Origin of the sequence: Polaromonas hydrogenivorans (assembly GCF_040105105.1) — a bacterium.
GTDB lineage: Bacteria > Pseudomonadota > Gammaproteobacteria > Burkholderiales > Burkholderiaceae_C > Polaromonas > Polaromonas hydrogenivorans.
The window spans coordinates 2,372,560-2,395,225 of the sequence record NZ_CP157675.1 but is presented as its reverse complement, the minus strand read 5'-3'; the positions used below and the strand labels follow the sequence as shown (position 1 = coordinate 2,395,225).

Below are 22,666 nucleotides of genomic sequence, written 5' to 3'. Positions count from 1 at the left end.
GCAAAACGGAGACAACAACATGGCATTGGTAGATATTCAAGTCCCTGACATTGGGGACTTCGACGAAGTAACGGTCATTGAACTGCTGGTCAAGCCCGGCGACACCGTGGCGGCCGAGCAATCGCTCATCACGGTCGAGTCCGACAAGGCCTCGATGGAGATTCCTTCCAGCCACGCCGGCGTGGTCAAGGAGATCAAGGTCAAGCTGGGCGACAAGGTCAAGCAGGGCTCGGTCGTGCTGACGCTGGAAGTGGCGGGTGCCGCAGAATCAGCACAAAAACAGGCTCCTGCGCAGGCTGCGCCTGCTCCGGCAGCTATCAAAACAGAAGCGCCAGCTGCTGCGCCGGTAGCGCCTGCTTCGGCTCCCGCCCCGGCGGCCAGCGGCCCGGTGGAAGTGCGGGTTCCCGACATTGGCGACTTCAAGGATGTGGTCGTGATCGAGGTGCTGGTCAAGGTGGGCGACAGCATCAAGACCGAGCAATCGCTGATCACGGTCGAGTCCGACAAGGCCTCGATGGAGATTCCGTCGTCCACCGCCGGCGTGCTCAAGGAACTCAAGGTCAAGCTGGGCGACACCGTCAATATTGGCGACCTGCTGGCCATCCTGGAAGGCTCGGCCGCGCCCGCCGCCGCCGTTCCTGCGTCTGCTCCGGTGGCACCCGCCGCAGCGGCTGCCACACCAGCGGCGGCGGCCACGGCATCCGCACCCGTGGCGCCTGCGCCAGCCGCAGCGGCCCAGGCCCTGCCGGCGCATGAACCGACGGTAGCGCCGCAAAGTGGCTTGCCACATGCGTCGCCCTCGGTGCGCAAGTTCGCCCGCGAACTGGGCGTGCCGCTGGCCGAACTCAAGGGCTCCGGCCCCAAGGGCCGCATCACGCTGGACGATGTGCAGGACTTCACCAAGGCCGTGATGGCCGGCGACACCCGCACCCAGGCGCAGGTGGCCAAGGCGCCAGCGCCTGCCGCAAGCGGTGGCGGCACGGGCGCGGGCCTTGACCTGCTGCCGTGGCCGAAAGTCGATTTCACCAAGTTCGGCCCCATCGAGCGCCAGCCGCTGTCGCGCATCAAGAAGATCAGCGGCGCCAACCTGCACCGCAACTGGGTGATGATTCCGCACGTCTGCAACCATGACGACGCCGACATCACCGAACTCGAAGCCTTCCGCGTGCAGATGAACAAGGAAAACGAGAAGTCCGGCGTGAAGATCACCATGCTGGCCTTCCTGATCAAGGCCTCGGTGGCCGCGCTCAAGAAATTCCCGCAGTTCAATGCCTCGCTCGACGGCGACCAGCTGGTGCTCAAGCAGTATTTCAACATCGCCTTTGCCGCTGATACGCCGAACGGCCTGGTCGTTCCGGTGATCAAGGACGCCGACAAGAAAGGCATCATCCAGATCTCGCAAGAGATGGGCGAGCTGGCCAAGAAAGCGCGCGACGGCAAGCTCGGCCCGGCCGACATGCAGGGCGCCTGCTTCACGATTTCGTCGCTGGGCGGCATTGGCGGGCGTTATTTCACGCCCATCATCAATGCACCCGAAGTCGCCATCCTGGGCGTGTGCAAGAGCCGCATCGAGCCCATCTGGGACGGCAAGGCCTTCCAGCCGCGCCTGATGCAGCCGATGTCGCTGAGCTGGGACCACCGCGTGATCGATGGCGCGGCGGCGGCACGTTTCAATGCTTACTTTGGCCAGGTTCTGGCGGATTTCCGCCGCATTTTCCTGTGACAACCCTGGTCGTGGTCAAAAAGGCGGGTCAGGTGGCAATTGCCGCCGACACGCTGGTGACCTTTGGCGATACCTGCCTGACCCAGCGTTTCGAGGCCAACAGCAAGATCTTCAAGGTCGATGCGCCCGACGGTGAAAGCCTGATTGGCATGGCCGGCACCGTGGCGCACTTCCCGGTGCTGCGCAAGGCCATGGCAACGCTGCCCAAGGAGCAACTCAAGCTGGGCAGCCGCGAGGAGGTGTTCGACACCTTCCTCAAGCTGCATCCCTTGCTGAAAGAATCGTTTTTCCTGCAGAGCAAGGAAGACGACAACGACCCCTATGAATCGAGCCAGTTCACCGTGCTCATTGCCAATGCAAGCGGCATTTACGGCCTGTACAGCTACCGCGAAGTCTTTGAATTCAAGGAATTCTGGGGCGTGGGCTCGGGCCGCAGCTTTGCGCTGGGCGCGATGCACGCCAGCTGGGGCAAGGCCCGGACCGCGCGCGAAGTGGCCATGGCCGGCCTGAATGCCGGATGCGAGTTCGACAAGAATTCCGGCGGACCGATTGATGTATTCACCCTCAAACTGAAAGCCTCCTCATGAGTGCCTCCACAAACCTCATCGACATCAAGGTGCCTGACATTGGCGACTTTGACGAAGTGTCCGTCATCGAAGTGCTGGTCAAGCCCGGCGACACCATCAAGGCCGAGCAGAGCCTGATCACCGTGGAAAGCGACAAGGCGTCCATGGAAATTCCGTCGTCTCAGGGCGGCGTGGTCAAGGAGATCAAGGTCCAGCTCGGCGACAAGGTCAAGCAGGGCTCGGTCGTGCTGACGCTGGAAGTCGCTGGCGCGGCGGCTGCGGCCCCCGTTGAAGCACCAAAACCGGCTTCTGCGCAGGCTGCATCTGCACAAGCTGCTCCTGAAAAAGTAGCGCCTGTTGCAACAACGCCAGCGCCAGCCGCCGCCAGCTTTGGCGGCACGGCCGACCTGGACTGCGACCTCCTGGTGCTGGGCGCCGGCCCCGGCGGCTATTCGGCGGCCTTTCGAGCGGCCGACCTGGGCCTGAAGGTCGTGCTGGTCGAGCGTTACGCCTCGCTGGGCGGCGTCTGCCTGAACGTCGGCTGCATCCCGTCCAAGGCGCTGCTGCATGTCGCCGCCGTGATGGACGAGGTCAGCCACATGGCCGCGCTCGGCGTGGATTTCGGCGCGCCCAGCGTCAACATCGACAAGCTGCGCGGCCACAAGGAAAAGGTCGTGAACAAGCTGACCGGCGGCCTGGCCGCGATGGCCAAGATGCGCAAGGTCACCGTGGTGCGCGGCTACGGCGCTTTTGTCGGCGCCAACCACCTCGAAGTCGAGGAAACCAGCGGCACCTCGCAGGAAAAGACCGGCAAGAAGCAGACCATCGCCTTCAAGAACTGCATCATCGCCGCCGGCTCGCAGGCGATGCGCCTGCCGTTCATGCCCGACGATCCGCGCGTGGTGGACTCTACAGGCGCGCTGGACCTCAAGAGTGTGCCGAAGCGCATGCTGATCCTGGGCGGCGGCATCATCGGCCTGGAAATGGGCACCGTGTACAGCACGCTGGGCTCGCGCCTGGACGTGGTGGAAATGCTCGACGGCCTGATGCAGGGCGCCGACCGCGACCTGGTCAAGGTCTGGCAGAAGATGAACGCGCCGCGCTTTGACAACATCATGCTCAAAACCAAGACCGTCGGCGCCAAGGCCACGCCGGCCGGCATTGAAGTGACGTTCGAAAGCGCCGAGCCGGGCGGCACCGCGCCCGCACCACAGACCTACGACCTGGTGCTGCAGGCCGTGGGCCGCAGCCCCAACGGCAAGAAGATTGCCGCCGACAAGGCCGGTGTCAGCGTGACGGATCGCGGCTTCATCCCCGTGGACATCCAGATGCGCACCAACGTCAAACACATCTTCGCCATCGGCGACATCGTCGGCCAGCCGATGCTGGCGCACAAGGCGGTGCATGAGGCGCATGTGGCCGCCGAAGTGATTGCCGGCGAACTGCTGGGCAACAATGAACTGGCCAGCGCCGCCTTCAATGCCCGGGTGATTCCAAGCGTCGCCTACACCGACCCGGAAGTGGCATGGGTCGGCCTGACCGAGGACCAGGCCAAGGCGCAGGGCATCAAGGTCAAGAAGGGCCTGTTCCCGTGGACCGCCTCGGGCCGCGCAATTGCCAATGGCCGCGACGAAGGCTTCACCAAGCTGCTGTTCGACGATTCACCAGAAGCGCACGGCCACGGCAAGATCCTGGGCGGCGGCATGGTCGGCACGCATGCGGGCGACATGATCGGCGAGATTGCGCTGGCGATTGAAATGGGCGCCGACGCGGTCGACATCGGCAAGACCATCCATCCGCATCCCACGCTGGGCGAGAGCATCGGCATGGCGGCGGAAGTGGCGCATGGCAGCTGCACGGACTTGCCGCCTGCGCGCAAGTAAGTTCAGCCGCACCCACTGAAAAGCCGCCAGCCTGCGAGGGCTGGCGGCTTTTTGCTGCCTGCTTGACCAGAAACAGGTGGGCCTGCCGAAAGGCCTTACGCCGAAGTAGCCCGTGGCAGCAGCCGCACCCCCAAGGCCGCACTCGCAGCCAACACGGCCAGCGCACACACGCCCAGCCAGCCCCACTGCGCCAAGGCGACGCTGCCCAGCCAGGCGCCGCTGGCCATGCCGATGAACATGCCACTCATCAGCACTGCGTTCAGGCGGCTGCGGGCGGCAGGCTCCAGGCTGTAAACGATGGTCTGGTGCGCGATCAGGCTGGCTTGCACGCCCAGGTCAAACACCACGGCGCCCAGCGCCCAACTGTTTGATGATTCACCGGAAGCCCACAGCCACGGCAAGACCCATCTACCCGCATCCGACGCTTGGGGAATCCATCGGCATGGCGGCGGAAGTGACGCATGGGCGTTGCACGGACGGACTTGCAGCCGGTCAGGAAATAATCCGCCTCAGCAACAGCCCGTCATGCTGCGCCGCCATTGCGCAAGATAGGCGCCGCCCGGCACGGGCGAACGCTCAAGATTGGTGAACAGCCGGCGTCGGCGTTCGCTGCTGGCCGCGAACAAGGCCTGGTAGCCCTGCTGGTCGTCGTCGCCTGGCGTCGATGGGGCTGCCCGTCCGAGCGCGCCGACCATGCGCGGAGTGGCGCCCAACGTGAACGTACTGCCCAGCCCGGCATAAAGGTAGCGTTCGCCGAAGGCCTTCCGCAACGCCGTAAAGGTAGGCTCGCCGGTGCAATGCCCGGGGGCGATGTAGGCGACCTTGTAGGTGTCGCGCAGTGTCGCGATGATGGCCTCGATGTCCGGATCCTTGGCGACGACGAGATGCAGGCCGCCGGCAATAAGGTGGACTTTCGGCTGGATCGCCGCAGCCGCCTTGACGATGTTGTCGATGCCGGTGTGCGAACAGCCGACCACGATCACCATGCCGTCGGGGGTCTCGATGGCCAGCGAGAGTTCACGCAGTTCAAGCGTGCCGGGCTTGTCGGACACCAGCGAGATCAGATGGAGTCCTGGGGCGATCATGCTGGTCTTGTCCACCAGCGTGATGTTGGCCTGCGGCCACGCGGTGCCGAAGCGCATCACGTCCGGCGGCTTGCCGCCGTAGTAGCGTTGCTCGACCGGCAGCGATTCGTCCTTGCGATAAAAAGCGCTCGGCAGGTCCGCGCCGTAGATGCCGAAGCCTTCCTTGGGCGCGTAAATCCTGACCTTGGGGTTGACGCTGAGCAGATAGCTCATGCCACCCATGTGATCGCCATGGCGGTGCGACATCACAACGAAGTCGAGCCTGGAGAGGTCAATATTCCTGGCTGCCGCGTTCTTCGCCAGCACCTCGGCATTGTTGCCGGTGTCGAACAGGATGCGCTTGCCGCCGACTTCCAGGAATGCGGCGTAGCCCCAGTCCTTCTGCAGCGCCGGGTCACGGCCGAAGGCGTCGTAGAGCACCGTAACCTGTGCCTTCGCGGGATCGGTTCCCGCGCTGGCGCCGGATGATGCCGGGCTGGCACAACCGGCCAGCAGCAGAGGTGGCACGGTGAGGGCTGTGGCGATCAGATATCTGCGCTTCATGACGGGTTTCCTTTCAGGTTGTGGCGAACATGCATGGCCGTGCCGGCGGAGGGGGTTGCAGATGGAGCGAAAGCGTCATGAAGCACAGTAATCCGCGACTTTGTAGAGCCGCAAAGCAAGTCATCCCCAAGGCTTGGGTTTTCATTGAACCTCGCAACGGTGTCTCTTGCTCTGATGCGCCGGACGATGAAGCCGCGATCTGCTATCGCGCTAAAGTGATGGGCATCTGAATCGGATCAGATTACGCCCGGAAAGCGGTGGTTGTTTGACTTTTCGCAATGAGTGGTCGATCAGCCTTAATTGCAATGCATATCATGGCAGGCCTGATTGGCTGCTGATTGCAAATAAAAAAGCTGCTTTGCGCATACAGCATATGCACAAGCAGCTATCAAAAACGAAGCACCTGAAGCCAGGCGCGGCACGGAAGGCTTAGCGAATCGAGGCCGCGTCGCCAAAAGAAGCGGCAACAGGCATCGCCTGCACCGGCTCTGCCGCACCGGCCGCAACGCGCCGGGCGCCATCAAAGCGGCGCTGCCAGTAGCTGCCGCCCATGCTTTCAACCCGTACTTCGGCGCCAGTCCGGGGGGCATGGATGAACTTGCCATTGCCGATATAAATGCCGACATGGCTGAAGGCGCGCCGCATGGTGTTGAAAAACACCAGGTCGCCGGGCTGCAAATCGGTTTGGTCTATTTTTTGGGTGGCCGCCGCCTGCTCCTCGGCCTTGCGCGGCAACAGCAAGCCGATGCTTTGCTGGTACACCGAGACGACAAAACCGCTGCAGTCAAATCCGGTGTCGGCATCAGTGCCGCCCCATTTATAGGGAACTCCCAGGAATCCCATGGCGTTGACCACCAGTTCCGAGGCTCTTTGGCTGACATTTTGGCGAACATTGCCAATTTTCGTTAAAAGACCTCTATCGGCCAGTAACCTGTCTATATCGTCGCCAGAACTGGCGGGTGTTGCGTGGGCTGTGATGGTGCAAAGTACAAAAATAGTCAGGACGAGAGCAGGGGGAATCATTCGCATGGGCCAAGCATACTTGAAGGATTGGTCCTACGTCAATTAACAGCGTGTAACCGATTTCATATTTACACAGTTGATTTTTCTTGAAATTGATGCAAAAAGACTTCTTTTAAAGCCAAAGTGTGGGGTTTTTGAAAAATGAAACGCCAATGCCGGTCTTTGCGAACTATTTCCTTGCGCAGGCCTCACAAAGCCATCAAACCAAAACCAAGGGGGGCCAACAATGCTTTTCGACCCAGGCCGGCGATTGCTGCCCGCCATCATTGCCGTGGCGTCAAGCCTGTTGGCTCCTTTCACCCAGGCACAGGAAGTGCGCCCTGAAATCGTGGCGTCGGGATTGCAAAACCCGTGGGGCCTGGCATTTTTGCCCGACGGGCGATTCCTGGTTACCGAACGCGTGGGCCGGCTGCGGGTGGTGGAAGCGGATGGCAAACTGGCCGCCGCTGTTGCCGGGCTGCCCGGGATTGCGGCTGGCGGGCAGGGCGGCTTGCTCGATGTGATGACGGACAGTGACTTTGCCCGCAACCGCACCCTGTATTTCTGTTACTCGGAGCCTGCCGCGACCGGCAGGGCCAACAGCACAGCGCTGGCGCGCGCCACCTTGAGCGCGGACAGTGCCCGGCTGGAGAATCTCAGGGTGATCTTCAGCCAGAAACCCAAGGTTGCCAGCACCGCCCATTTTGGCTGCCGGATTGTTGAAAGCCGCGCGCCCGGCGCCAATGGCCAGCCCGACGGCAAGCTGTTCCTGACCCTGGGCGAGCGCTTTTCGCGCAAGGAAGATGCGCAAAAGCTCGACAACCACCATGGCAAGGTCGTTCGCATCAACAAGGATGGCTCCGTGCCGCAGGACAATCCGTTTGTCGGGAAGGCCGGTGCGCTGCCTGAAATCTGGAGCTATGGGCACCGCAATTCCCAGGGCGCCACGCTGGCGCCCGACGGCACCTTCTGGATGCATGAACACGGGCCGCAGGGCGGCGACGAAATCAACCTGCCCAAGCCGGGCGCCAACTACGGCTGGCCGGAAATCACCTATGGTGAAAACTATGGCGGTGGCAAGATCGGCGAAGGCTTGAGCCGCAAGGCCGGAATGGAGCAGCCGCTGCATTACTGGGTGCCGTCCATTGCGCCTTCGGGCATGGCTTTCCTGACCAGCGAGCGCTACGGCAAGGCGTGGCAGGGCAACCTGTTCGTCGGGGCGCTCAAGTTTTCCTACCTGGACCGGATTGAACTCTCTGAGCCTTTCGGCGGCAAAGTGGTGCGGGAAAACAAGCTGCTGACCGAGGCCGGCGAGCGTATCCGCGATGTCCGGCAAGGCCCGGACGGCCTGCTTTATGTGCTGACCGACAGCACCGATGGCAAGCTCATCCGTTTGCTGCCAGTTCAGGCCGGCAGATAAGCAGAAGATAAGAACAGAAAAGCGATTTTTCGGTAGTTCAGACCCGCAGGATCGTCACCACAATAGCGGGCCGCACATGCTGCAAACATTGAACAGGCGCGCCGTTATCATGCAGGCATGACTCCATCCGCTAGCTGGCACCGCCGTCTGACACGAACCGGTCAGGCTGCGCAGCAGTGGTTCATTGAATGGTGGCAGCTGATCCACCTGGGCGCGGTCATCCTGGTGCTGACGCTCTCGCCATCGAGCTACCGGCGTGAAAACCGACTGGTGCTGGGCCGGCATATCTATATGAGCACGGCGCCCATCCTGCTGGGCTTTTCCCTGCTGTGCGCGCTGGTGACCGTGGTGCTCACGCGCATCGTGATGGTGACTGCGCTCAGTTATGGCCTGTCGCAGTATGCGCTGCAGGTCGTGATCCGGGTGCTGGTGCTGGAGCTGATTCCGCTGTCCGCCGCGCTGTTCGTGGCGTTGCGCTGCACGATTCCCGATGGGGCGGAACTCACCGCCATGCAGGCCAGCGGCGAGCTGGACGAGCTGCGCAGGCAGGGCGTCGAGCCGATAAGCCGCGAGGTGCTGCCGCGCGTGGTGGCCGGCATGTTTTCGGGCATCACGCTGGCCGCGCTCAGTTGCGTGGTGGCGGTGATGGTGGCGTATGTCGCGGTCTATGGATTTGCCGTGTCGGGGCTGGCGATCTATACGCGGCTGTTCGGGCAGGTGTTCACGCCGGCCGTCACGCTGATTTTTGTGTTGAAAACCGTGTTTTTCTGCCTGGCCGTGTCGCTGATCCCGATGGCTTCGGCCCTGTACGGAATGCGCGGCGCCAGCGTGCGCAGCAGCGCCGAAATGCGCGGACTGGTCCGCATGTTCGCGGTGTTGCTGCTGGTTGAAGTGGCTTCGCTGGTCGGCAACTATTATTGATTTTCAGGCCATCCATCCATGAGTTCACCTTCCGGTTCACCGCCCCCTTTGCTGCCGCCCGTTGGTCAGGCTCAAGCGCGGTCCGCGCCCGTGCCCGGCAGTGCCGCGCCCGAAAACATCGCCAACCTGGAACTCAAGGCCAGGCTGCTGCTGCTGTTCATGCTGCTGCTGGTGTGCGGCTCGGCCCTGTATGTGCTGTATGCGCGCGGCGCCTTTGAATCGACCCAGCGTCTGGTGCTGATGGCCGAGGATTCCGAAGGCGTGGTGGTCGGCATGGACATCACGTTTGCCGGATTTCCCATCGGCCGGGTGCGGCGCATCGAACTGGCCGAGGACGGCAAGGCGCGCATCCTGGTCGATGTGGCCGAGAAGGACGCGCACTGGCTGCGCACCAGCAGCGTTTTCACGCTGGTCAAGGGCATCGTGGGCGGCCCGAACATCCGCGCCTACACCGGGCTGCTGAATGATCCGCCGCTGCCCGACGGTGCGGAGCGAGCTGTGCTGCAGGGCGATGCCAGCGCGGAAATTCCCAAGGTGATTTCCGCCGCCAAGGACCTGATCGACAACCTGAACAGCCTGACGGGCAGCAGCGGCTCGGTCGGCACCAGCCTGGCCAATTTGCAAGTGTTGACCGGCCGGCTCAACGGACCTGGCGGCGCGTTGACCGTGCTGCTGGGCAGCGAAGCAGAAGCCAAAAAGTTTTCCGCCACGCTGGACCGCGCCAATGCCTTGCTGGCCAAGCTCGACGGCATGGCCGCCAAGACCGATACCCAGGTGTTTGGCGACAAGGGCGTGCTGCCCGAGACGCGTGCCACCGTCGTGCAGCTCAATGCCATGCTCGGCGAGGCGCGCACCAGCCTGAAGAAGGTCGATGCCATTTTGATGGATGCGCAGGCCGTTACCGCGAATGCCAAGGACGCCACGTCCGACCTGAGCGCCTTGCGGGGCGACGTGGAAGCCAGCCTGCGAAAAGTTGAAGGCCTGGTCAGCGAGATCAACCGAAAATGGCCGTTTGCCCGCGATGCGGAGATGAAGCTGCCGTGAAAACCTTCTTTTGCTCCACTGTCAAATGCGCTGTTCCGCTGGCGGCGACTGCCTTGCTGCTGGGTGCCTGCGGCAGCGGTCCCAAACCGCCCGACTGGCAGGTCGAAGCCAAGGGCTCGATGGAGCGTTCCGTCGCCGCCTACATGGAAGGCAACAGCCGCGTCGAAGCCGCCGAGCTGGCGCGTGCGCGCAGCCAGCTGTCGCGCACCGGCCGTGCCGATCTGCTGGCCACCGCCGAACTGCTGCACTGCGCGAGCCGTGTCGCCAGCCTGGTGCTTGAGCCCTGCGCAGGTTTTGATGCCCTGAGAGGCGATGCGACAGCCGCCCAGCGCGCCTATGCCGATTACCTGCGCGGCCAGGTGCAGGCTGAAAGCATCGCCTTGTTGCCGCCAGCCCAGCGCGCTGCGGCGGCGGGTGATGCCAACGCCCTGAAGGGCATCGCCGATCCGTTGTCGCAACTGGTCGCCGCTGGCGTCCTGCTGCAGACCGGCAAAGCCAGCCCGCCCGTGATTGCGCAGGCGATTGACACGGCCTCAAGCCAGGGCTGGCGGCGTCCGCTGCTGGCCTGGCTGGGCGTGCAGGCCACGCGGGCAGAGCAGGGCGGCGACGCCGAAGAGGCTGCGCGCCTGCGCCGGCGCATGGCCATCGCGCAGGGCAGCGGCTTGAGCGTGAAAGAGGCCGAGAAAGCGCCTGAAAAGGAGAATGGGAAAAGATGAGCTACACCGTCAAACTTTACGCCTTTGAAGACGCCAGTCCGGCGCAGTTGCAGGCGGCCGAGCAGCGTTTCAGGCAAGCCCTGGAAGCCGCGCTGGGCGATGAAAGCCTGGTGGCGCCGGTGCATGCCGCCTACCGGCGCATCGTGGCTCTTTATGGCGAAACGCCGGCGGACGATGTCCTGTCGCCCGAAGAGCTGGAAATCTTCAGCCAGTGGCAGGCGGCTGAATCGGCCGCGTTAACCGCCGCCCTGGGGCCGAACCGTTACATGGGCGATGCGCAGTTCGAGATTCGCGGCTGATTCCGTTGACGCCGTTGATGCCGGCAAGGGCTGCGGCGTTCAGGGCGAGCGGCTCAGGCGCGGTGACGCGAGCGCCTGCAACTGATCATTGATCGCCAACTCCACGGCCCGAAGGCGCGGCAGTGCTTTGGCCTTGTCCAGTGCGGCATGCAGCTGCCGCAAATCCTTGCTGCTGGTGGTCGCCTTGATCTGGGCGACTGCCGCCGGAATGTTGCCGCTTTTGATCAAGGCCAACATTTTCGTAACCCATTCGGTCATGCTCATCCTTTGTTTTTGGTGTTTCAGCCTGCGCGGGCGCAAACAGGCTTACGATTGTAGTTTTGCTATAAAAAGAATAGCTATAATCGCCCTGTCCATATGCGCAGAAGCCCGATTTGACCCAAAAAATTGAAACCAGAACAGCCTGTGTGCCTGCTTTGCGTCGAGCCGACAGTAAAATCCGCAGCCCATCCCGCAGTGCCCTTTGGGCGCGATTATTGACCTGAGTGAGCTAGCCTTGACTGATCCCCGCATACCGACGCCTGATCCGGCTGATGAATCTTCTTTGACCGACCTGCCCAAAACCCAGGAACCCCGCCTGTGGCGCGGCGACGGCTGGACGGCCAAGGTGATCAAGAACGAAGACGACGACGGCTGGGCCGTGGCGATGATCAAGGACGGCGAGCCCGAACCCGCGCTGGTCGGCCCCTGGACCATGGGGCGCGACAAGAAAAACCCCAAGCCTCTCGATGTCAACGCCTTCAACACCCTCGTCAAGACCGCCTCGGAGTTTGTGCGCCGCCATGAGCAGCAACTGCATGCCACGCTGCACCAGCGCATCACCGTGACGGCCAACGCGGCGCGGGTCACCGTTTCACTCGACATCGTTCCCGATGAAGAGCATCCCCATGCGCTGCTGAGCGCGCACGATGAAACCGGCGAGCTGCTGGCCGAGGTGAAGGCCGCCCCGTCGTTCAAGCTGAACCGCGCCAGTGCCGTGGCCTGGGCAGAAAACGGCTTTGGCAAGCCGGCCGAGCGATGAGCGCCCTGGCCGCGCCGGCTGCGCCCGTGTACGCCTGCGGAATTGACTTCGGAACCTCCAACTCCACCGCCGGCTGGAGCCGACCGGGGCAGCGCGCCCTGCTGGCGCTCGAAGAGGGCAAGCTGACGCTGCCTTCGGTGATCTTTTTTCATGCCGAAGACGCCCATGTCAGCTATGGCCGCGCGGCATTGGCCGACTACCTCGAAGGCCATGAAGGCCGGCTGATGCGCTCGCTGAAAAGTTTGCTCGGCACCTCGATGATGGACGAGTACACCGAAGTGGCGGGGCGTGCCATGCCGTTCAAGGAGTTGCTGGCGCATTTCATCGGCGAACTCAAGCGCCGGGCCGAAGTGGCGGCAGGGCATGAATTTACCCGCGCCGTGCTGGGCCGGCCGGTGTTTTTTGTCGATGACGACCCGGTGGCCGACCAGCGCGCCCAGGACACGCTGGAAGCCATTGCCCGCCAGGCCGGCCTGCGCGAGATCGCTTTCCAGTACGAGCCGATTGCCGCCGCGTTCGACTATGAGTCGCAGATTTCGCGTGAAGAACTGGTGCTGGTGGTTGACATTGGCGGCGGCACATCCGACTTCACCCTGATCCGCGTCGGTCCCGAGCGTGCCGGCCGGGCCGAGCGGCGCGACGACATCCTGGCCAGCGGCGGCGTGCATATCGGCGGCACCGACTTTGACAAGGCCCTGAGCCTGGCCAGCATGATGCCCATGCTGGGGCTGGGCAGCCTGCTGAAAAGCGGGCGCGAAATGCCGTCGGCCCATTACTTCAACCTGGCGACCTGGCACACCATCAACCAGGCCTATACCAAAAAGGCATGGGCGCAGATTGCCGAGCTGCACCGCGACGCCGCTGACCGGCCCCGGCTGGAACGGCTGCAAAGCGTGGTCCGCGAACGCGCCGGTCACTGGCTGGCGCTGCAGGTTGAAGAGGCCAAGATTGCCCTGTCCAATGCCGAGGCGACGGACATCGACATCGGCCGCATTTCAGCCGGCGAAAGCGTGACGCTGCACCGTGCCGGGCTGGACCGGGCGATTGACGGGCTGGTGACTTCGGTCGAGCAGACGGTTGCCCGTCTTCTGAGCGATGCGGGAATCACCGCAGCCGGCATTGACACCGTGTTTTTCACCGGCGGCTCCAGCGGCGTGCCCTTGCTGCGCGAGCGGGTGCTGGCGCTGACGCCGCAGGCTAGGTGCGTCGAAGGCGATTTGTTCGGCAGCATCGGCGCCGGGCTGGCGCTGGATGCGCAGCGAAAATTCGCTTGAGGAGCGCACGCTCTTCAACCAAGAGCGTGCGCATCCGGCTTGACTATTGGCCGCGCTGGCCCAGCCAGGCTTCCAGCTGTTCTGAGCCGCCAATTTTCTGGCCGCCGCAAAATACCTGGGGCGCCGTTCCCGCTCCTGAAACGGCATACAGGCTGCGTGAAGTGATGCCGTTGCCCAGCGAGATTTCCTCATAGCGCAGGCCGGCTTCCCTGAGCAGAGACTTGGCCCTGGCGCAGAACGGGCAGCCGGGCTTGGTGAAAACCGTGATCGGCTCGGGCGCCTTGGCATCAGGGGCGATGTAGTTGAGCATGGTGTCGGCGTCCGACACTTCAAACGGATCGCCTTCCTTTTCAGGCTCGATGAACATTTTCTCAACGATGCCGTTTTTGACCAGCATCGAATAGCGCCATGAGCGCTTGCCAAAGCCCAGGCTGCTTTTATCGACCAGCATGCCCATGCCTTCGGTGAATTCGCCGTTGCCGTCGGGAATCAGGGTGAGGTTTTCGGCTTCCTGCGCCTGGCCCCATTCGTTCATCACGAAGGCATCGTTGACCGAAATGCATACCACCTCATCGACCCCGTGGGCCTTGAGCGTGTTGGCCAGTTCGTTGTAGCGCGGCAGATGGGTTGAAGAGCAGGTCGGCGTGTACGCGCCGGGCAGCGAGAAGACCACGACGGTTTTGCCATCGAACAGGTTGGCGCTGGTGACATCAGCCCATTTGTCGTTCTGGCGGGTCTTGAAGGTGGCTTGAGGGACGTGTTGTCCTTCTTTGTTGGGCAGCATGGCAATCCTTGAGTTGGGAATAAAAACACCAGAGAGGTGTTCAACCTTTCAGTGTGCCATGCCAGGCAACGCGTTAATTCTTGTTAACTTTTTTACATCCTCAGCCATGCGAGCTGACGGCTCGAACCCACAAAATTCGTATTCGCGGTAACCACGGGTTGCCATCTTTCAGTTCACTTTTTCAAAAGGAATTGCCATGAGCACGAAAACGAAGGAAACCTCTAGCCGGCGCGAGGTTTCAGACAGCGATAAATCTTTCTCCAATCTATTTTCCGAGCTTGGCCGCCATCAGCTTGCCCTGGTGGTTGAAGGGACCAGCGCGCTGTGCCGCAGCAGCGAAGCCCTGCGAAAAATCCAGCAGGATGCAGCGCATGAGGCGTCGGTCTTTCATGAAGAGACGGCCCAAAAGCTGTTTACCCCCTGCCAGCCCGCCGACCTGATGGCGATCCAGTCCGAACTCATGCGCTTTTGCCTGCAAAGCTCAGGCAAATACTGGCAGCAACTTGTCGCGCAAGCGATGCAGACGCAAGTAGAAATGATGAGGAGCGTGAGCCAGGTGCTGAAGATCGAAAAAGACACCGGCATGAAGTCACCGCTGGAAGTCCTTCAGGCGGCCATGCCACCGCTGGCCAGCAGTTTGTTCCCCATGACTGCCCATGTTCCGGACGGGCAGGCCTGGCACTCCTGAGGGTTAAGCCCGCTGCCTGCTTCGGGGGGGGCTTGAGCAAGCGGGCGCTGCGTGCTGTCTGGGGCATGGATCATGAACCTGCTTTTTGCGTGAGAAAATGGCCGGCTATCAACCTCATGCAGCGGAGCCCGGATGAATTTTGCGACCGACCTTGCGGGCGTGACCCACGGCATACAACTGGCGGTCGCCCCGGTGTTTTTGCTGACGGCCGTTTCCGGGATGATCAGCGCGGTGGCCGGCCGCCTGGCCCGGATCATCGACCGCGCACGGTTTCTGGAAGGCCGGCTTGAAAGCGGTGCTGTCGAGCAGATGCGGGCTGCCAAAATCTATGACGAATTGAACCGGCTCAGGCACCGGGGCTGGCTGGTCAACGGTTGCCTGGCCTTGCTGACGTTTTGCGCCATCCTGATCGGCAGCACCATCATCCTGCTGTTCCTGGGCGAAACCAGCGAATTGCCGATTTTCAAGATCGCCACGGTGTGCTTTCTGGGGGGCGTCGTCTGCTTTTTATCGGCGCTGGTTTGTTTCCTGGCCGAAACCCTGCTGGCCACCCATCTGCTCAAGTTTGCCGAACTGCCGGCAGCGCCAAATCAGCAAATCATTCATGAAAAATAGCCTTTGCGCAATACCAGTAATTGGTTAGTGCTATAAAAAGCGGAGCGTATCAAGAATTCGCTCCCGATGATGTGACCGAATGTATCACCGTGAAACGGCATGTTTGATGACGCAAGGAATTTTTACCCCGCCCTAGAATAATTTTCACGGGTTCCGGGACTGGGGCAGCCCGTTTAGATCGCTTGCAAAGAAGGCTGGACTTCGATGCATAACCTCGGAATTAAAAATGACAACGCAAATCAAAAAATCAATGTTGCTTCGCAGCGGTCGCAGCTTCGCCCTGGTGCTGGCCGCTACGCTGGCCTGTACCGCCAGCTTTGCCGAAAAGCCCGAATGGGCCGGCGGCGGCAAGGGCGACAAAGGCGGCAAGCATGAGCAGAAGGCCGGCAACGATCACGGCAACCAGCACGGCAACCAACAGGACAACCAGCGGGTTGAGCATGCTCCTTCGGGCCAAAAATCCGGCAACAGTCCACGGGCTGGCAATGTCAGGGTAGGCGGTTATTTCGGCAACCAGCAGCGCACGGTGGTTCGGACCTATTACGGCAACGAGTTCAAGGCCGGCCGCTGCCCTCCCGGCCTGGCCAAGAAACACAATGGCTGCATGCCTCCCGGACAGGCCAAAAAATATGTCGTGGGCCAGCGCTTGCCCCGCAATGTGGTCTATTACCCGCTGCCCCAGCGTGTTGTTTACCAGCTCGGCGCGCCGCCATCGGGCTACCGTTACGTCCGGGTGTCGTCCGACATCCTGCTGCTGGCCATCGGCACCAGCATGGTGGTCGATGCCATCCAGAACCTGAGCGGCTACTGACTCTGCTTGTGATTTTTGTGCCCTCTTGGCGCAGGCGACGGGCTGGGATAATGGGTTCCAAACTTAAGGAATAACCCAATATGCTGCTTGACGCCGATGACTCCCAACTCGTGCTGGTCGATTACCAGATTCGCCTGATGCCCGTCATTTTTGAACATGAAGTTGTCGTGGCCAATGCCCTGCGCCTGGCCCGCATGGCCCGGATCATGGAGGTGCCGGTCTGGGGCACGGCGCAAAACCCCGACAAGCTGGGCCAGAACCTGCCCGAGCTGCAGGCGGCGATTGATTCGGCCGGCGGCAAGACGATGGCCAAGATGCATTTCAGCGCCGCCGCCGAGGGCCTGGTCGAGTGGTTGCGCCCGCCCGTGCGCAAGGCGCCCAGCGGCGGCAATGCCCGCAGCCTGCCCAAGCATATGCAAAAACCCCCGGAACCCGAGGAAGAAGGCCGCAGCATGATCGTGATTGCCGGCTGCGAGGCGCACGTCTGCCTGATGCAGACCGCGCTCGAACTGCTGGAAGAAGAGTTCGACGTGTGGGTCGTCACCGATGCCTGCAGCTCCCGCAGCGAACGCGACCGCGACGCGGCGTTCGACCGGCTGGCCGGCAACGGCGCCGAGTTGGTGACGACGGAGATGGTGGCGTTTGAATGGGCGCGCAGCTGCGAACACCCGGCGTTCAGGGAAATGCTGGCCCTGGTGAAATAGGGCCGGCCGGGGCTGCATTCCCCGCCAGATTATTCGCCACTGCCGCCACTGCCGTAGGGGCGGGTGAGGATTTCAAGATAGTGGCCATCCGGATCGTTCCAGTAAACGCCGCGCCCGCCGTCCCTGTGGTTGATCCTGCCGGGCTGCTGATGGCCAGGGTCGGCCCAGTAGGGCAGGGTGCGTTCCCGGATGCGGCCGAAAATCACCTCGAATTCGTCTTCGCTGACAAGAAAAGCGTAATGCTGCCGGGTGATGTGGCCATCGGACTGCAGGAAGTCCAGGGTGACGCCGTTGTCCAGTTCCACGCCGTGGAACGGGCCGAACAGTACCGGCGCGGCGCAGCCCAGGATGTCGGCCAGGAATGCCGCCGAAGCCTGCGGATCACGGCTTGATACGATGGTGTGGTTCAGTTGAATGGCCATGGTGCTCCCCCAAATCAGGCAATAGGTCTGTGACCCGGCAATGACCCTTGCAGTTCCAAAAACCCTATAAAACCTCCAGCAGCTCAAGCGTCCTGGCATCGCCTTTTCCGCCGAAGTACTTGTCCAGTGCCCGGTCAAAGACCGGTTCTTGCGGCGCCACCTGCGCAAACAGCGTCATTGACGAGCGGAACTTGAGGTCGTCCGGCGAGTGAAAAATCTGCAGCGCCGTCTTGCCTTGGACAGCCAAAACGAGTTCAGCGCACGCCTTGAGCCTCGGCCCGAGCATGGGATGCTGCCAGTAGGCCAGTGCCTCGTCCCGGGATGCGATGCCGAAAAACTGCGCGGTGCTGCTGCGGCCCAGCGCCTGCAGTTGCGGAAAGACAAACCACATCCAGTGGCTGGCCTTGGCGCCGGCCGCCAACTCGGCGCAGACCTGCGGATAAATCGGGTCTTGCGCCAGGACAAAACGCTGAAGATGATGAGGATCGTTCATGGCGCAATCTTGCGCGGCGGCACAAGGCTTGATTTGGTCAATCATTTTCTGGCGCCACCTGGAGCGCGTCAAGCGCCGCAGGAATCGCTGCTTGTCCTTCAGGATCCCCAGCGGTAGCTCTTCGCCGCATGCAGCGTCCAGCTGCCATCACCGGGCAACTCCAGCACCCATGCGTGGTGTTTCAGGACCGCCGCGTGGTGGCTGATGCTGACCGGGGTGATCGACAGGCCGGCCAGCTGGCCGTACAAAAGCTCCTCGTTGCTCGCATCGAGCGCGCTGGTGGCCTCGTCAAGCAGCAGGTAGCGCGGCTTGGCGAGCAAGGCCCGGGCAAAGGCCAGCCGCTGCTGCTCGCCGACTGACAGCACCCTGGCCCAGTCCAGCTCGGCACCCAGGCCGCCGAAGCGCTCGGCCAGCGCTGGCAGGTTCACCTGCGCCAGCCACTGCAGCAGCTCTTCGTCCGAGATGTCGCGCTCCGTGTGCGGATAGGTCAGCTGGCAGCGCAGATCGCCCAGCGGCAGATAGGGCTGCTGGGGCATGAACAGCATGTCCGACCCGGCCGGCCGCGTCACCTCGCCCGAGCCGGTGGTCCACAGCCCGGCAATCACCCGCAGCAGCGAACTCTTGCCGGTGCCGCTGGGTCCGACAATCAGCAGCCCCTCGCCCGGATTGACGGCCAGCGTGACCTCCTGGAGCAGCAGGTGCTCCCGCCCGGGCGTGAGTATCGTCAGCCGTTCAAGGCTTAACTCAAAACCATGCACCGTATGAATTTTCTGGAAGGCATCATCGGCAGCGCCGCCGGGCGTGCCGGCTTCGGCACCCAGCGCTTGCGAAAAGGCATGCAGCCGCTCGACGCCGGCTGAAAAGCGGCTCAGGCCTTCGAAATGTTCGACGATCACGGTCAGCGCGCTCAGGATGGCGGCAAAGGCGCCCGCGGCCTGTATCGCCCGGCCAACCTCCAGGCGCCCCGACAGCACATCATTGGCAATGATCACCGTCGGCAGCACGATGGTCAGGAAACCATGCGCGTACTGGAACAGGTTGAGCTTGAACTGCCAGCGCAGCACCTGCTGGTAGTTGGCGTAGGCCAGCGCGAAGATGCGTTGCAGCGCCGACATTTCGCGCGCCTCGCCATCGTGAAAGGCAATCGGCTCGGCATGTTCGCGCACCCGCACCAGGCTGAAGCGAAAGTCGGCCTCGCGCTGCAGCTGGCGAAAGTTCAGCCCGATCAGCCGCTTGCCGAACACCGCGCCGGTGAACACGGTGCTGAACAGCGCATAGCCGATCAGGAAAAAAACCAGACCCTGCGAGATCGACCACAGCACGGCCGAAAAGGCGACCAGCTGGAGCACCGAGCCCAGCACGATCATCGAGAAATACAGCGACTGCTGGGTGAAGGAGTTGATGTCTTCGGAAATGCGCTGGTCGGGGTTGTCGATGCCGGCGTCGGTGCCGAGCCGGTAATAGGCGCGCTGGTGAAAATAGCGCGCCAAGAAGCGGTCCGTCAGCCAGCGCCGCCAGCGCAGCCCGAGCGTGTCGCGCACGTAGTAATACAGCGCGTAAATCGGCACCGCCGCCACGAGGATGGCCGTGTAGCGCCAGATCGAGGCCCAGAAACGGTCGGCATCGCGCGCCGCCAGGGCCGAGGTGAATTCGCCCGTTTCCTGGTTGAACAGCACGTTGAAGGCAGTCTGCCCCAGCAGCAGAAAGACCAGCAGGACCAGCATGCCCCGGGCACGCCAGCGTTCATCCGAGAACCAGTAGGGCCGCGCAATCGTGGCGAAGCGTTGCCACAGGCGAGCGTTGAAACCGGGTTCTTGTGGGGTGTTCATGGATAGTTGCATCGGATGGGCTGACTGCCGATTTGATACGAAATGGCCCACGATTGGACTGCGGAAGAGCTGAAAATTCAGTTTTAGGCATTAAAAATGGCTTTTTCGCAATAGGCATGGGCATGGATAGCTATCAACTTAATAGCGTTCATCCGTTTTGCTTGAATGCCGGCCGGCAGACGTCAGCTTGCAGCAAGACCGCTGCCCATAATTAAGAATTCAGTTTTGCTGATGCAGGCGTATTTTTTCGCGCTCGCTTCCAATCAACAGCCGCAGCAAAAATCCGGAGACGACTCATGACAAGCTATGCAGATTTTTATCGCCAGTCCATCGACCAGCCCGACGCCTTCTGGGCCGAGCAGGCCAAGCTGATCGAGTGGCACAAGCCCTTTGACCGCGTCTGCAACTACGACAACCCGCCGTTTGTCAAATGGTACGAAGGCGGCCAGACCAACCTGTGCCACAACGCGGTGGACCGGCATTTGGCGGACCGGGCCGGCCAGGCCGCGCTGATTGCCGTTTCCAGCGAAACCGGCCTGGAGAAAACCTACACCTTCCAGGACCTGCACGGCGAAGTGCAGCGCATGGCCGCCAGCCTGAAGGCGCTGGGCGTCGAGCAGGGCGACCGCGTGCTGATCTACATGCCGATGATTGCCGAGGCCGCCTTTGCGATGCTGGCCTGCGCGCGCATCGGCGCGGTGCATTGCGTGGTGTTCGGCGGATTCGCCAGTGGCTCGCTGGCTTCGCGCATCGAGGATGCGGCGCCCAAGGTCATTGTCAGCTCCGATGGTGGCTCGCGCGGCGGCAAGGCGCTGCCCTACAAGCCGCTGCTCGACGAGGCGATCCGCCTGTCCAGCCACAAGCCAAGCGCCGTGCTGCTGGCCGACCGGGGCCTGGCCAAGATGGAACTGGTGGCCGGGCGCGACCACCTCTGGAACGAGTTGCGCGAACAGCATTTCGATGCACAGGTGCCGTGCGAATGGCTGGACTCGACGGCCATCAGCTACACCATCTACACCAGCGGAACCACCGGCAAGCCCAAGGGCGTGCAGCGCGACACGGCCGGCTACACCGTGGCGCTGGCCGCGAGCATGAAGCACATTTTTGACGGCCATGCCGGCGAAACCTTCTTCTCGACCAGCGACATCGGCTGGGTCGTCGGCCACAGCTACATCGTCTATGGCCCGCTGATTGCCGGCATGGCCACCATCATGTACGAAGGCCTGCCGACGCAGGGCATGGACAAAAAGCCCAACGGCGGCATCTGGTGGGAACTGGTCGAAAAGTACAAGGTCACGGTCATGTTCAGTGCGCCGACCGCCGTGCGCGTGCTCAAGAAACAGGATCCCGCGCTGCTGACCAAATACGATTTGTCGAGCCTGCGCGCGCTGTTCCTGGCCGGCGAGCCGCTCGATGAGCCGACCGCCCGCTGGATCAGCGAAGGCCTGAATGTGCCGATCATCGACAACTACTGGCAGACAGAAAGTGGCTGGCCGATTTTGACGATTGCCAACGGCGTCGAGTCCAAGCCCAGCAAGTTCGGCAGCCCCGGCATTCCGATGTACGGCTACAACGTCAAGCTGCTGCACGAAGCGACCGGCGAAGAACTCACCGTTCCGGGTGAAAAAGGCGTGGTCGTCATTGAAGGACCGACGCCTCCGGGCTTCATGCAGACCATCTGGCAGGACGATGCGCGCTTCGTCAACACCTACTGGAAGAGCATTCCGGACAAGCTGGTGTACAGCACCTTCGACTGGGGAATCCGCGACGCGGACGGCTACTTCTTCATCCTGGGCCGCACCGACGACGTGATCAACGTGGCCGGCCACCGGCTCGGAACGCGCGAGATCGAGGAAAGCATTTCCGGCCATTCGCAGGTGTCGGAAGTGGCCGTGGTCGGCGTGGCCGACGGCCTCAAGGGCCAGGTCGCGATGGCCTTTGCGGTGCTCAAGGATTCCAGCGTGCTGAACGACGCCGCAGCCTGCGCCAAGCTCGAAGCCGAAATCATGAAGCGCGTGGACAACGACCTGGGCGCAGTCGCCCGGCCGGCACGGGTGCGTTTTGTGACGGTGCTGCCCAAGACGCGCAGCGGCAAGCTGCTGCGCCGGGCGATCCAGGCGGTGTGCGAAGGTCGCGATGCTGGGGATTTGACGACGATGGACGACCCGGCAGCCCTGCAGCAGATCAGGGACCGGGTAGAAACCGTATAACAAGGGACGGCTCCCGCCAGGGAGGAGATGGGGCGCTGGCCATTCGAATGGCCAGCGCCTTTTTTGTTTCCGCAGCCGACAGCCGCTTCACTCCAGCCGTAACTGCGCCTGCCTGGCCACGCGGATGCAGTCCTTCATGTGCTCTTCGCCAAAGTAGCGGATGGCCGCATAGCCCACGGTGGCCGCCACGATCTGTCCGGCCAGCGGTACGTACTTGGCGAGTTGCTTGGTCGCCATGCGCGTGCCAATCTTGGTTGTGGCCTTGATGATCAGGTCGCGGCTGATGAATTTGCCGATCAGCACCGAGCCGACCATGGCCACGGCTTTTTGCACCTGTTCGCGTTTTTTCGGGTCGAGCTGGTCGATCTGCTCGGGCGCCAGGCCGAACTCCCTGTTGATCTGGGGAATCAGCCTGGACAGCAAGGCGGCATCCACCGCCCAGTCCAGGCCGGGCACCGGCACCGCGCTGGCGACGGCGGCAACGAGCGCGCGCCGGTTGAGCAGCTTGCGGCTGCGCCTGACGGCAGCTTGAAGCGCCGCGTCGTCAGCGGCCAGGTGCAGGGCAGTGGGCATGGGTCAAAACCTTTCGTTCGATGTCATCTTGCGTGCGATG

Annotated in this window: 23 protein-coding genes and 1 pseudogene; 15 read left to right on the top strand and 9 right to left on the bottom strand. The window is 62.5% G+C overall.

From position 1 onward, the window contains the following. The first annotated feature begins 19 nt into the window (after window positions 1-19). From aceF to lpdA, 3 genes are read left to right on the top strand one after another with little or no spacing between them, the layout of a single operon-like run. On the top strand, window positions 20-1,723 hold the full coding sequence (aceF, locus tag ABLV49_RS11485; RefSeq protein ID WP_349276542.1) for a dihydrolipoyllysine-residue acetyltransferase: 1,704 nt from the start codon (window positions 20-22) through the stop codon (window positions 1,721-1,723). After that, window positions 1,720-2,310 carry an MFS transporter gene (locus tag ABLV49_RS11480; protein WP_349276541.1) on the top strand — a complete coding sequence of 197 codons (591 nt, stop codon included), beginning with the start codon at window positions 1,720-1,722 and terminating at the stop codon, window positions 2,308-2,310. The genes aceF and ABLV49_RS11480 overlap by 4 nt, the downstream gene beginning before the upstream one ends. Continuing rightward, on the top strand, window positions 2,307-4,172 hold the full coding sequence (gene lpdA / locus ABLV49_RS11475) for a dihydrolipoyl dehydrogenase (RefSeq protein ID WP_349276540.1): 1,866 nt from the start codon (window positions 2,307-2,309) through the stop codon (window positions 4,170-4,172). The genes ABLV49_RS11480 and lpdA overlap by 4 nt, the downstream gene beginning before the upstream one ends. Window positions 4,173-4,267: 95 nt before the next feature. Here the strand turns inward: lpdA and ABLV49_RS11470 are convergent. From ABLV49_RS11470 to ABLV49_RS11460, 3 genes and pseudogenes are all read right to left on the bottom strand, one after another. Continuing rightward, window positions 4,268-4,531 (bottom strand): annotated as a pseudogene (locus ABLV49_RS11470) (MFS transporter); the annotation flags it as partial. A 150-nt stretch (window positions 4,532-4,681) separates the two neighbouring features. Continuing rightward, entirely contained in the window at window positions 4,682-5,800 is a 1,119-nt protein-coding gene (locus tag ABLV49_RS11465) for an MBL fold metallo-hydrolase (protein ID WP_349276539.1), read from the bottom strand. A 429-nt stretch (window positions 5,801-6,229) separates the two neighbouring features. Continuing rightward, window positions 6,230-6,829, bottom strand: a complete 600-nt coding sequence (locus ABLV49_RS11460) for a C40 family peptidase (RefSeq protein ID WP_349276538.1) — start codon at window positions 6,827-6,829, stop codon at window positions 6,230-6,232. A gap of 220 nt (window positions 6,830-7,049) precedes the next feature. Here ABLV49_RS11460 and ABLV49_RS11455 point away from each other — a divergent pair, with 220 nt between their 5' ends. The 5 genes from ABLV49_RS11455 to ABLV49_RS11435 all read left to right on the top strand — a co-directional run bounded on the left by ABLV49_RS11455 (window position 7,050) and on the right by ABLV49_RS11435 (window position 11,202). After that, the gene (locus ABLV49_RS11455; RefSeq protein ID WP_349276537.1) at window positions 7,050-8,222 is read left to right on the top strand and encodes a PQQ-dependent sugar dehydrogenase; all 1,173 of its coding nucleotides are present in this window, start codon (window positions 7,050-7,052) and stop codon (window positions 8,220-8,222) included. Window positions 8,223-8,339: 117 nt separating this feature from the next. Then, entirely contained in the window at window positions 8,340-9,143 is an 804-nt protein-coding gene (locus tag ABLV49_RS11450; protein ID WP_349276536.1) for an MlaE family ABC transporter permease, read from the top strand. Between the two features lie 18 nt (window positions 9,144-9,161). After that, on the top strand, window positions 9,162-10,187 hold the full coding sequence (locus ABLV49_RS11445; RefSeq protein WP_349276535.1) for an MlaD family protein: 1,026 nt from the start codon (window positions 9,162-9,164) through the stop codon (window positions 10,185-10,187). Beyond that, window positions 10,184-10,903 carry a hypothetical protein gene (locus tag ABLV49_RS11440; protein WP_349276534.1) on the top strand — a complete coding sequence of 240 codons (720 nt, stop codon included), beginning with the start codon at window positions 10,184-10,186 and terminating at the stop codon, window positions 10,901-10,903. Before ABLV49_RS11445 ends, ABLV49_RS11440 begins: the two co-directional genes overlap by 4 nt. Further along, window positions 10,900-11,202 (top strand): hypothetical protein, encoded by a 303-nt coding sequence (locus ABLV49_RS11435; RefSeq protein ID WP_349276533.1) that lies wholly within the window; start codon window positions 10,900-10,902, stop codon window positions 11,200-11,202. Before ABLV49_RS11440 ends, ABLV49_RS11435 begins: the two co-directional genes overlap by 4 nt. Before the next feature lie 39 nt (window positions 11,203-11,241). Here ABLV49_RS11435 and ABLV49_RS11430 read toward each other — a convergent pair whose 3' ends face one another. Then, a complete protein-coding gene (locus tag ABLV49_RS11430) occupies window positions 11,242-11,460 on the bottom strand; it encodes a hypothetical protein (RefSeq protein ID WP_011801184.1) in 219 nt (72 codons plus the stop codon). Window positions 11,461-11,698: 238 nt separating this feature from the next. On the opposite strand from ABLV49_RS11430, the gene ABLV49_RS11425 reads away from it, so the two are divergent. Together ABLV49_RS11425 and ABLV49_RS11420 are read left to right on the top strand one after the other, a co-directional pair. Next, a complete protein-coding gene (locus tag ABLV49_RS11425; protein ID WP_011801185.1) occupies window positions 11,699-12,223 on the top strand; it encodes a hypothetical protein in 525 nt (174 codons plus the stop codon). Beyond that, window positions 12,220-13,497 carry an Hsp70 family protein gene (locus ABLV49_RS11420; RefSeq protein ID WP_349276532.1) on the top strand — a complete coding sequence of 426 codons (1,278 nt, stop codon included), beginning with the start codon at window positions 12,220-12,222 and terminating at the stop codon, window positions 13,495-13,497. The genes ABLV49_RS11425 and ABLV49_RS11420 overlap by 4 nt, the downstream gene beginning before the upstream one ends. 43 nt (window positions 13,498-13,540) lie before the next feature. Here the strand turns inward: ABLV49_RS11420 and ABLV49_RS11415 are convergent, their stop codons facing one another. After that, a complete protein-coding gene (locus ABLV49_RS11415) occupies window positions 13,541-14,281 on the bottom strand; it encodes a glutathione peroxidase (protein WP_349276531.1) in 741 nt (246 codons plus the stop codon). Window positions 14,282-14,477: 196 nt separating this feature from the next. Here ABLV49_RS11415 and ABLV49_RS11410 point away from each other — a divergent pair, with 196 nt between their 5' ends. The 4 genes from ABLV49_RS11410 (at window position 14,478) to ABLV49_RS11395 (ending at window position 17,099) form a co-directional block, all read left to right on the top strand. Continuing rightward, entirely contained in the window at window positions 14,478-14,969 is a 492-nt protein-coding gene (locus ABLV49_RS11410) for a phasin family protein (RefSeq protein ID WP_349276530.1), read from the top strand. A gap of 132 nt (window positions 14,970-15,101) precedes the next feature. Next, entirely contained in the window at window positions 15,102-15,584 is a 483-nt protein-coding gene (locus tag ABLV49_RS11405) for a DUF2721 domain-containing protein (RefSeq protein ID WP_349276529.1), read from the top strand. A 250-nt stretch (window positions 15,585-15,834) separates the two neighbouring features. After that, on the top strand, window positions 15,835-16,395 hold the full coding sequence (locus ABLV49_RS11400) for an RcnB family protein (protein WP_349276528.1): 561 nt from the start codon (window positions 15,835-15,837) through the stop codon (window positions 16,393-16,395). An 80-nt stretch (window positions 16,396-16,475) separates the two neighbouring features. Further along, entirely contained in the window at window positions 16,476-17,099 is a 624-nt protein-coding gene (locus tag ABLV49_RS11395) for an isochorismatase family protein (RefSeq protein WP_349276527.1), read from the top strand. 29 nt (window positions 17,100-17,128) lie between these two features. Here the strand turns inward: ABLV49_RS11395 and ABLV49_RS11390 are convergent, their stop codons facing one another. From ABLV49_RS11390 to ABLV49_RS11380, 3 genes are all read right to left on the bottom strand, one after another. Continuing rightward, the gene (locus ABLV49_RS11390; protein WP_349276526.1) at window positions 17,129-17,521 is read right to left on the bottom strand and encodes a VOC family protein; all 393 of its coding nucleotides are present in this window, start codon (window positions 17,519-17,521) and stop codon (window positions 17,129-17,131) included. Between the two features lie 64 nt (window positions 17,522-17,585). After that, window positions 17,586-18,014, bottom strand: a complete 429-nt coding sequence (locus ABLV49_RS11385; RefSeq protein ID WP_349276525.1) for a DUF1810 domain-containing protein — start codon at window positions 18,012-18,014, stop codon at window positions 17,586-17,588. A gap of 98 nt (window positions 18,015-18,112) precedes the next feature. Then, on the bottom strand, window positions 18,113-19,843 hold the full coding sequence (locus ABLV49_RS11380) for an ABC transporter ATP-binding protein/permease (protein WP_349276524.1): 1,731 nt from the start codon (window positions 19,841-19,843) through the stop codon (window positions 18,113-18,115). 296 nt (window positions 19,844-20,139) lie between these two features. Between ABLV49_RS11380 and ABLV49_RS11375 the strand changes: the two genes are divergently transcribed. Then, window positions 20,140-22,053: a propionate--CoA ligase gene (locus tag ABLV49_RS11375; RefSeq protein ID WP_349276523.1), complete on the top strand. Its 1,914-nt coding sequence runs from the start codon at window positions 20,140-20,142 to the stop codon at window positions 22,051-22,053. An 87-nt stretch (window positions 22,054-22,140) separates the two neighbouring features. Here ABLV49_RS11375 and ABLV49_RS11370 read toward each other — a convergent pair whose 3' ends face one another. Continuing rightward, window positions 22,141-22,626, bottom strand: a complete 486-nt coding sequence (locus ABLV49_RS11370) for a hypothetical protein (RefSeq protein WP_349276522.1) — start codon at window positions 22,624-22,626, stop codon at window positions 22,141-22,143. Between the last annotated feature and the right edge of the window lie 40 nt (window positions 22,627-22,666).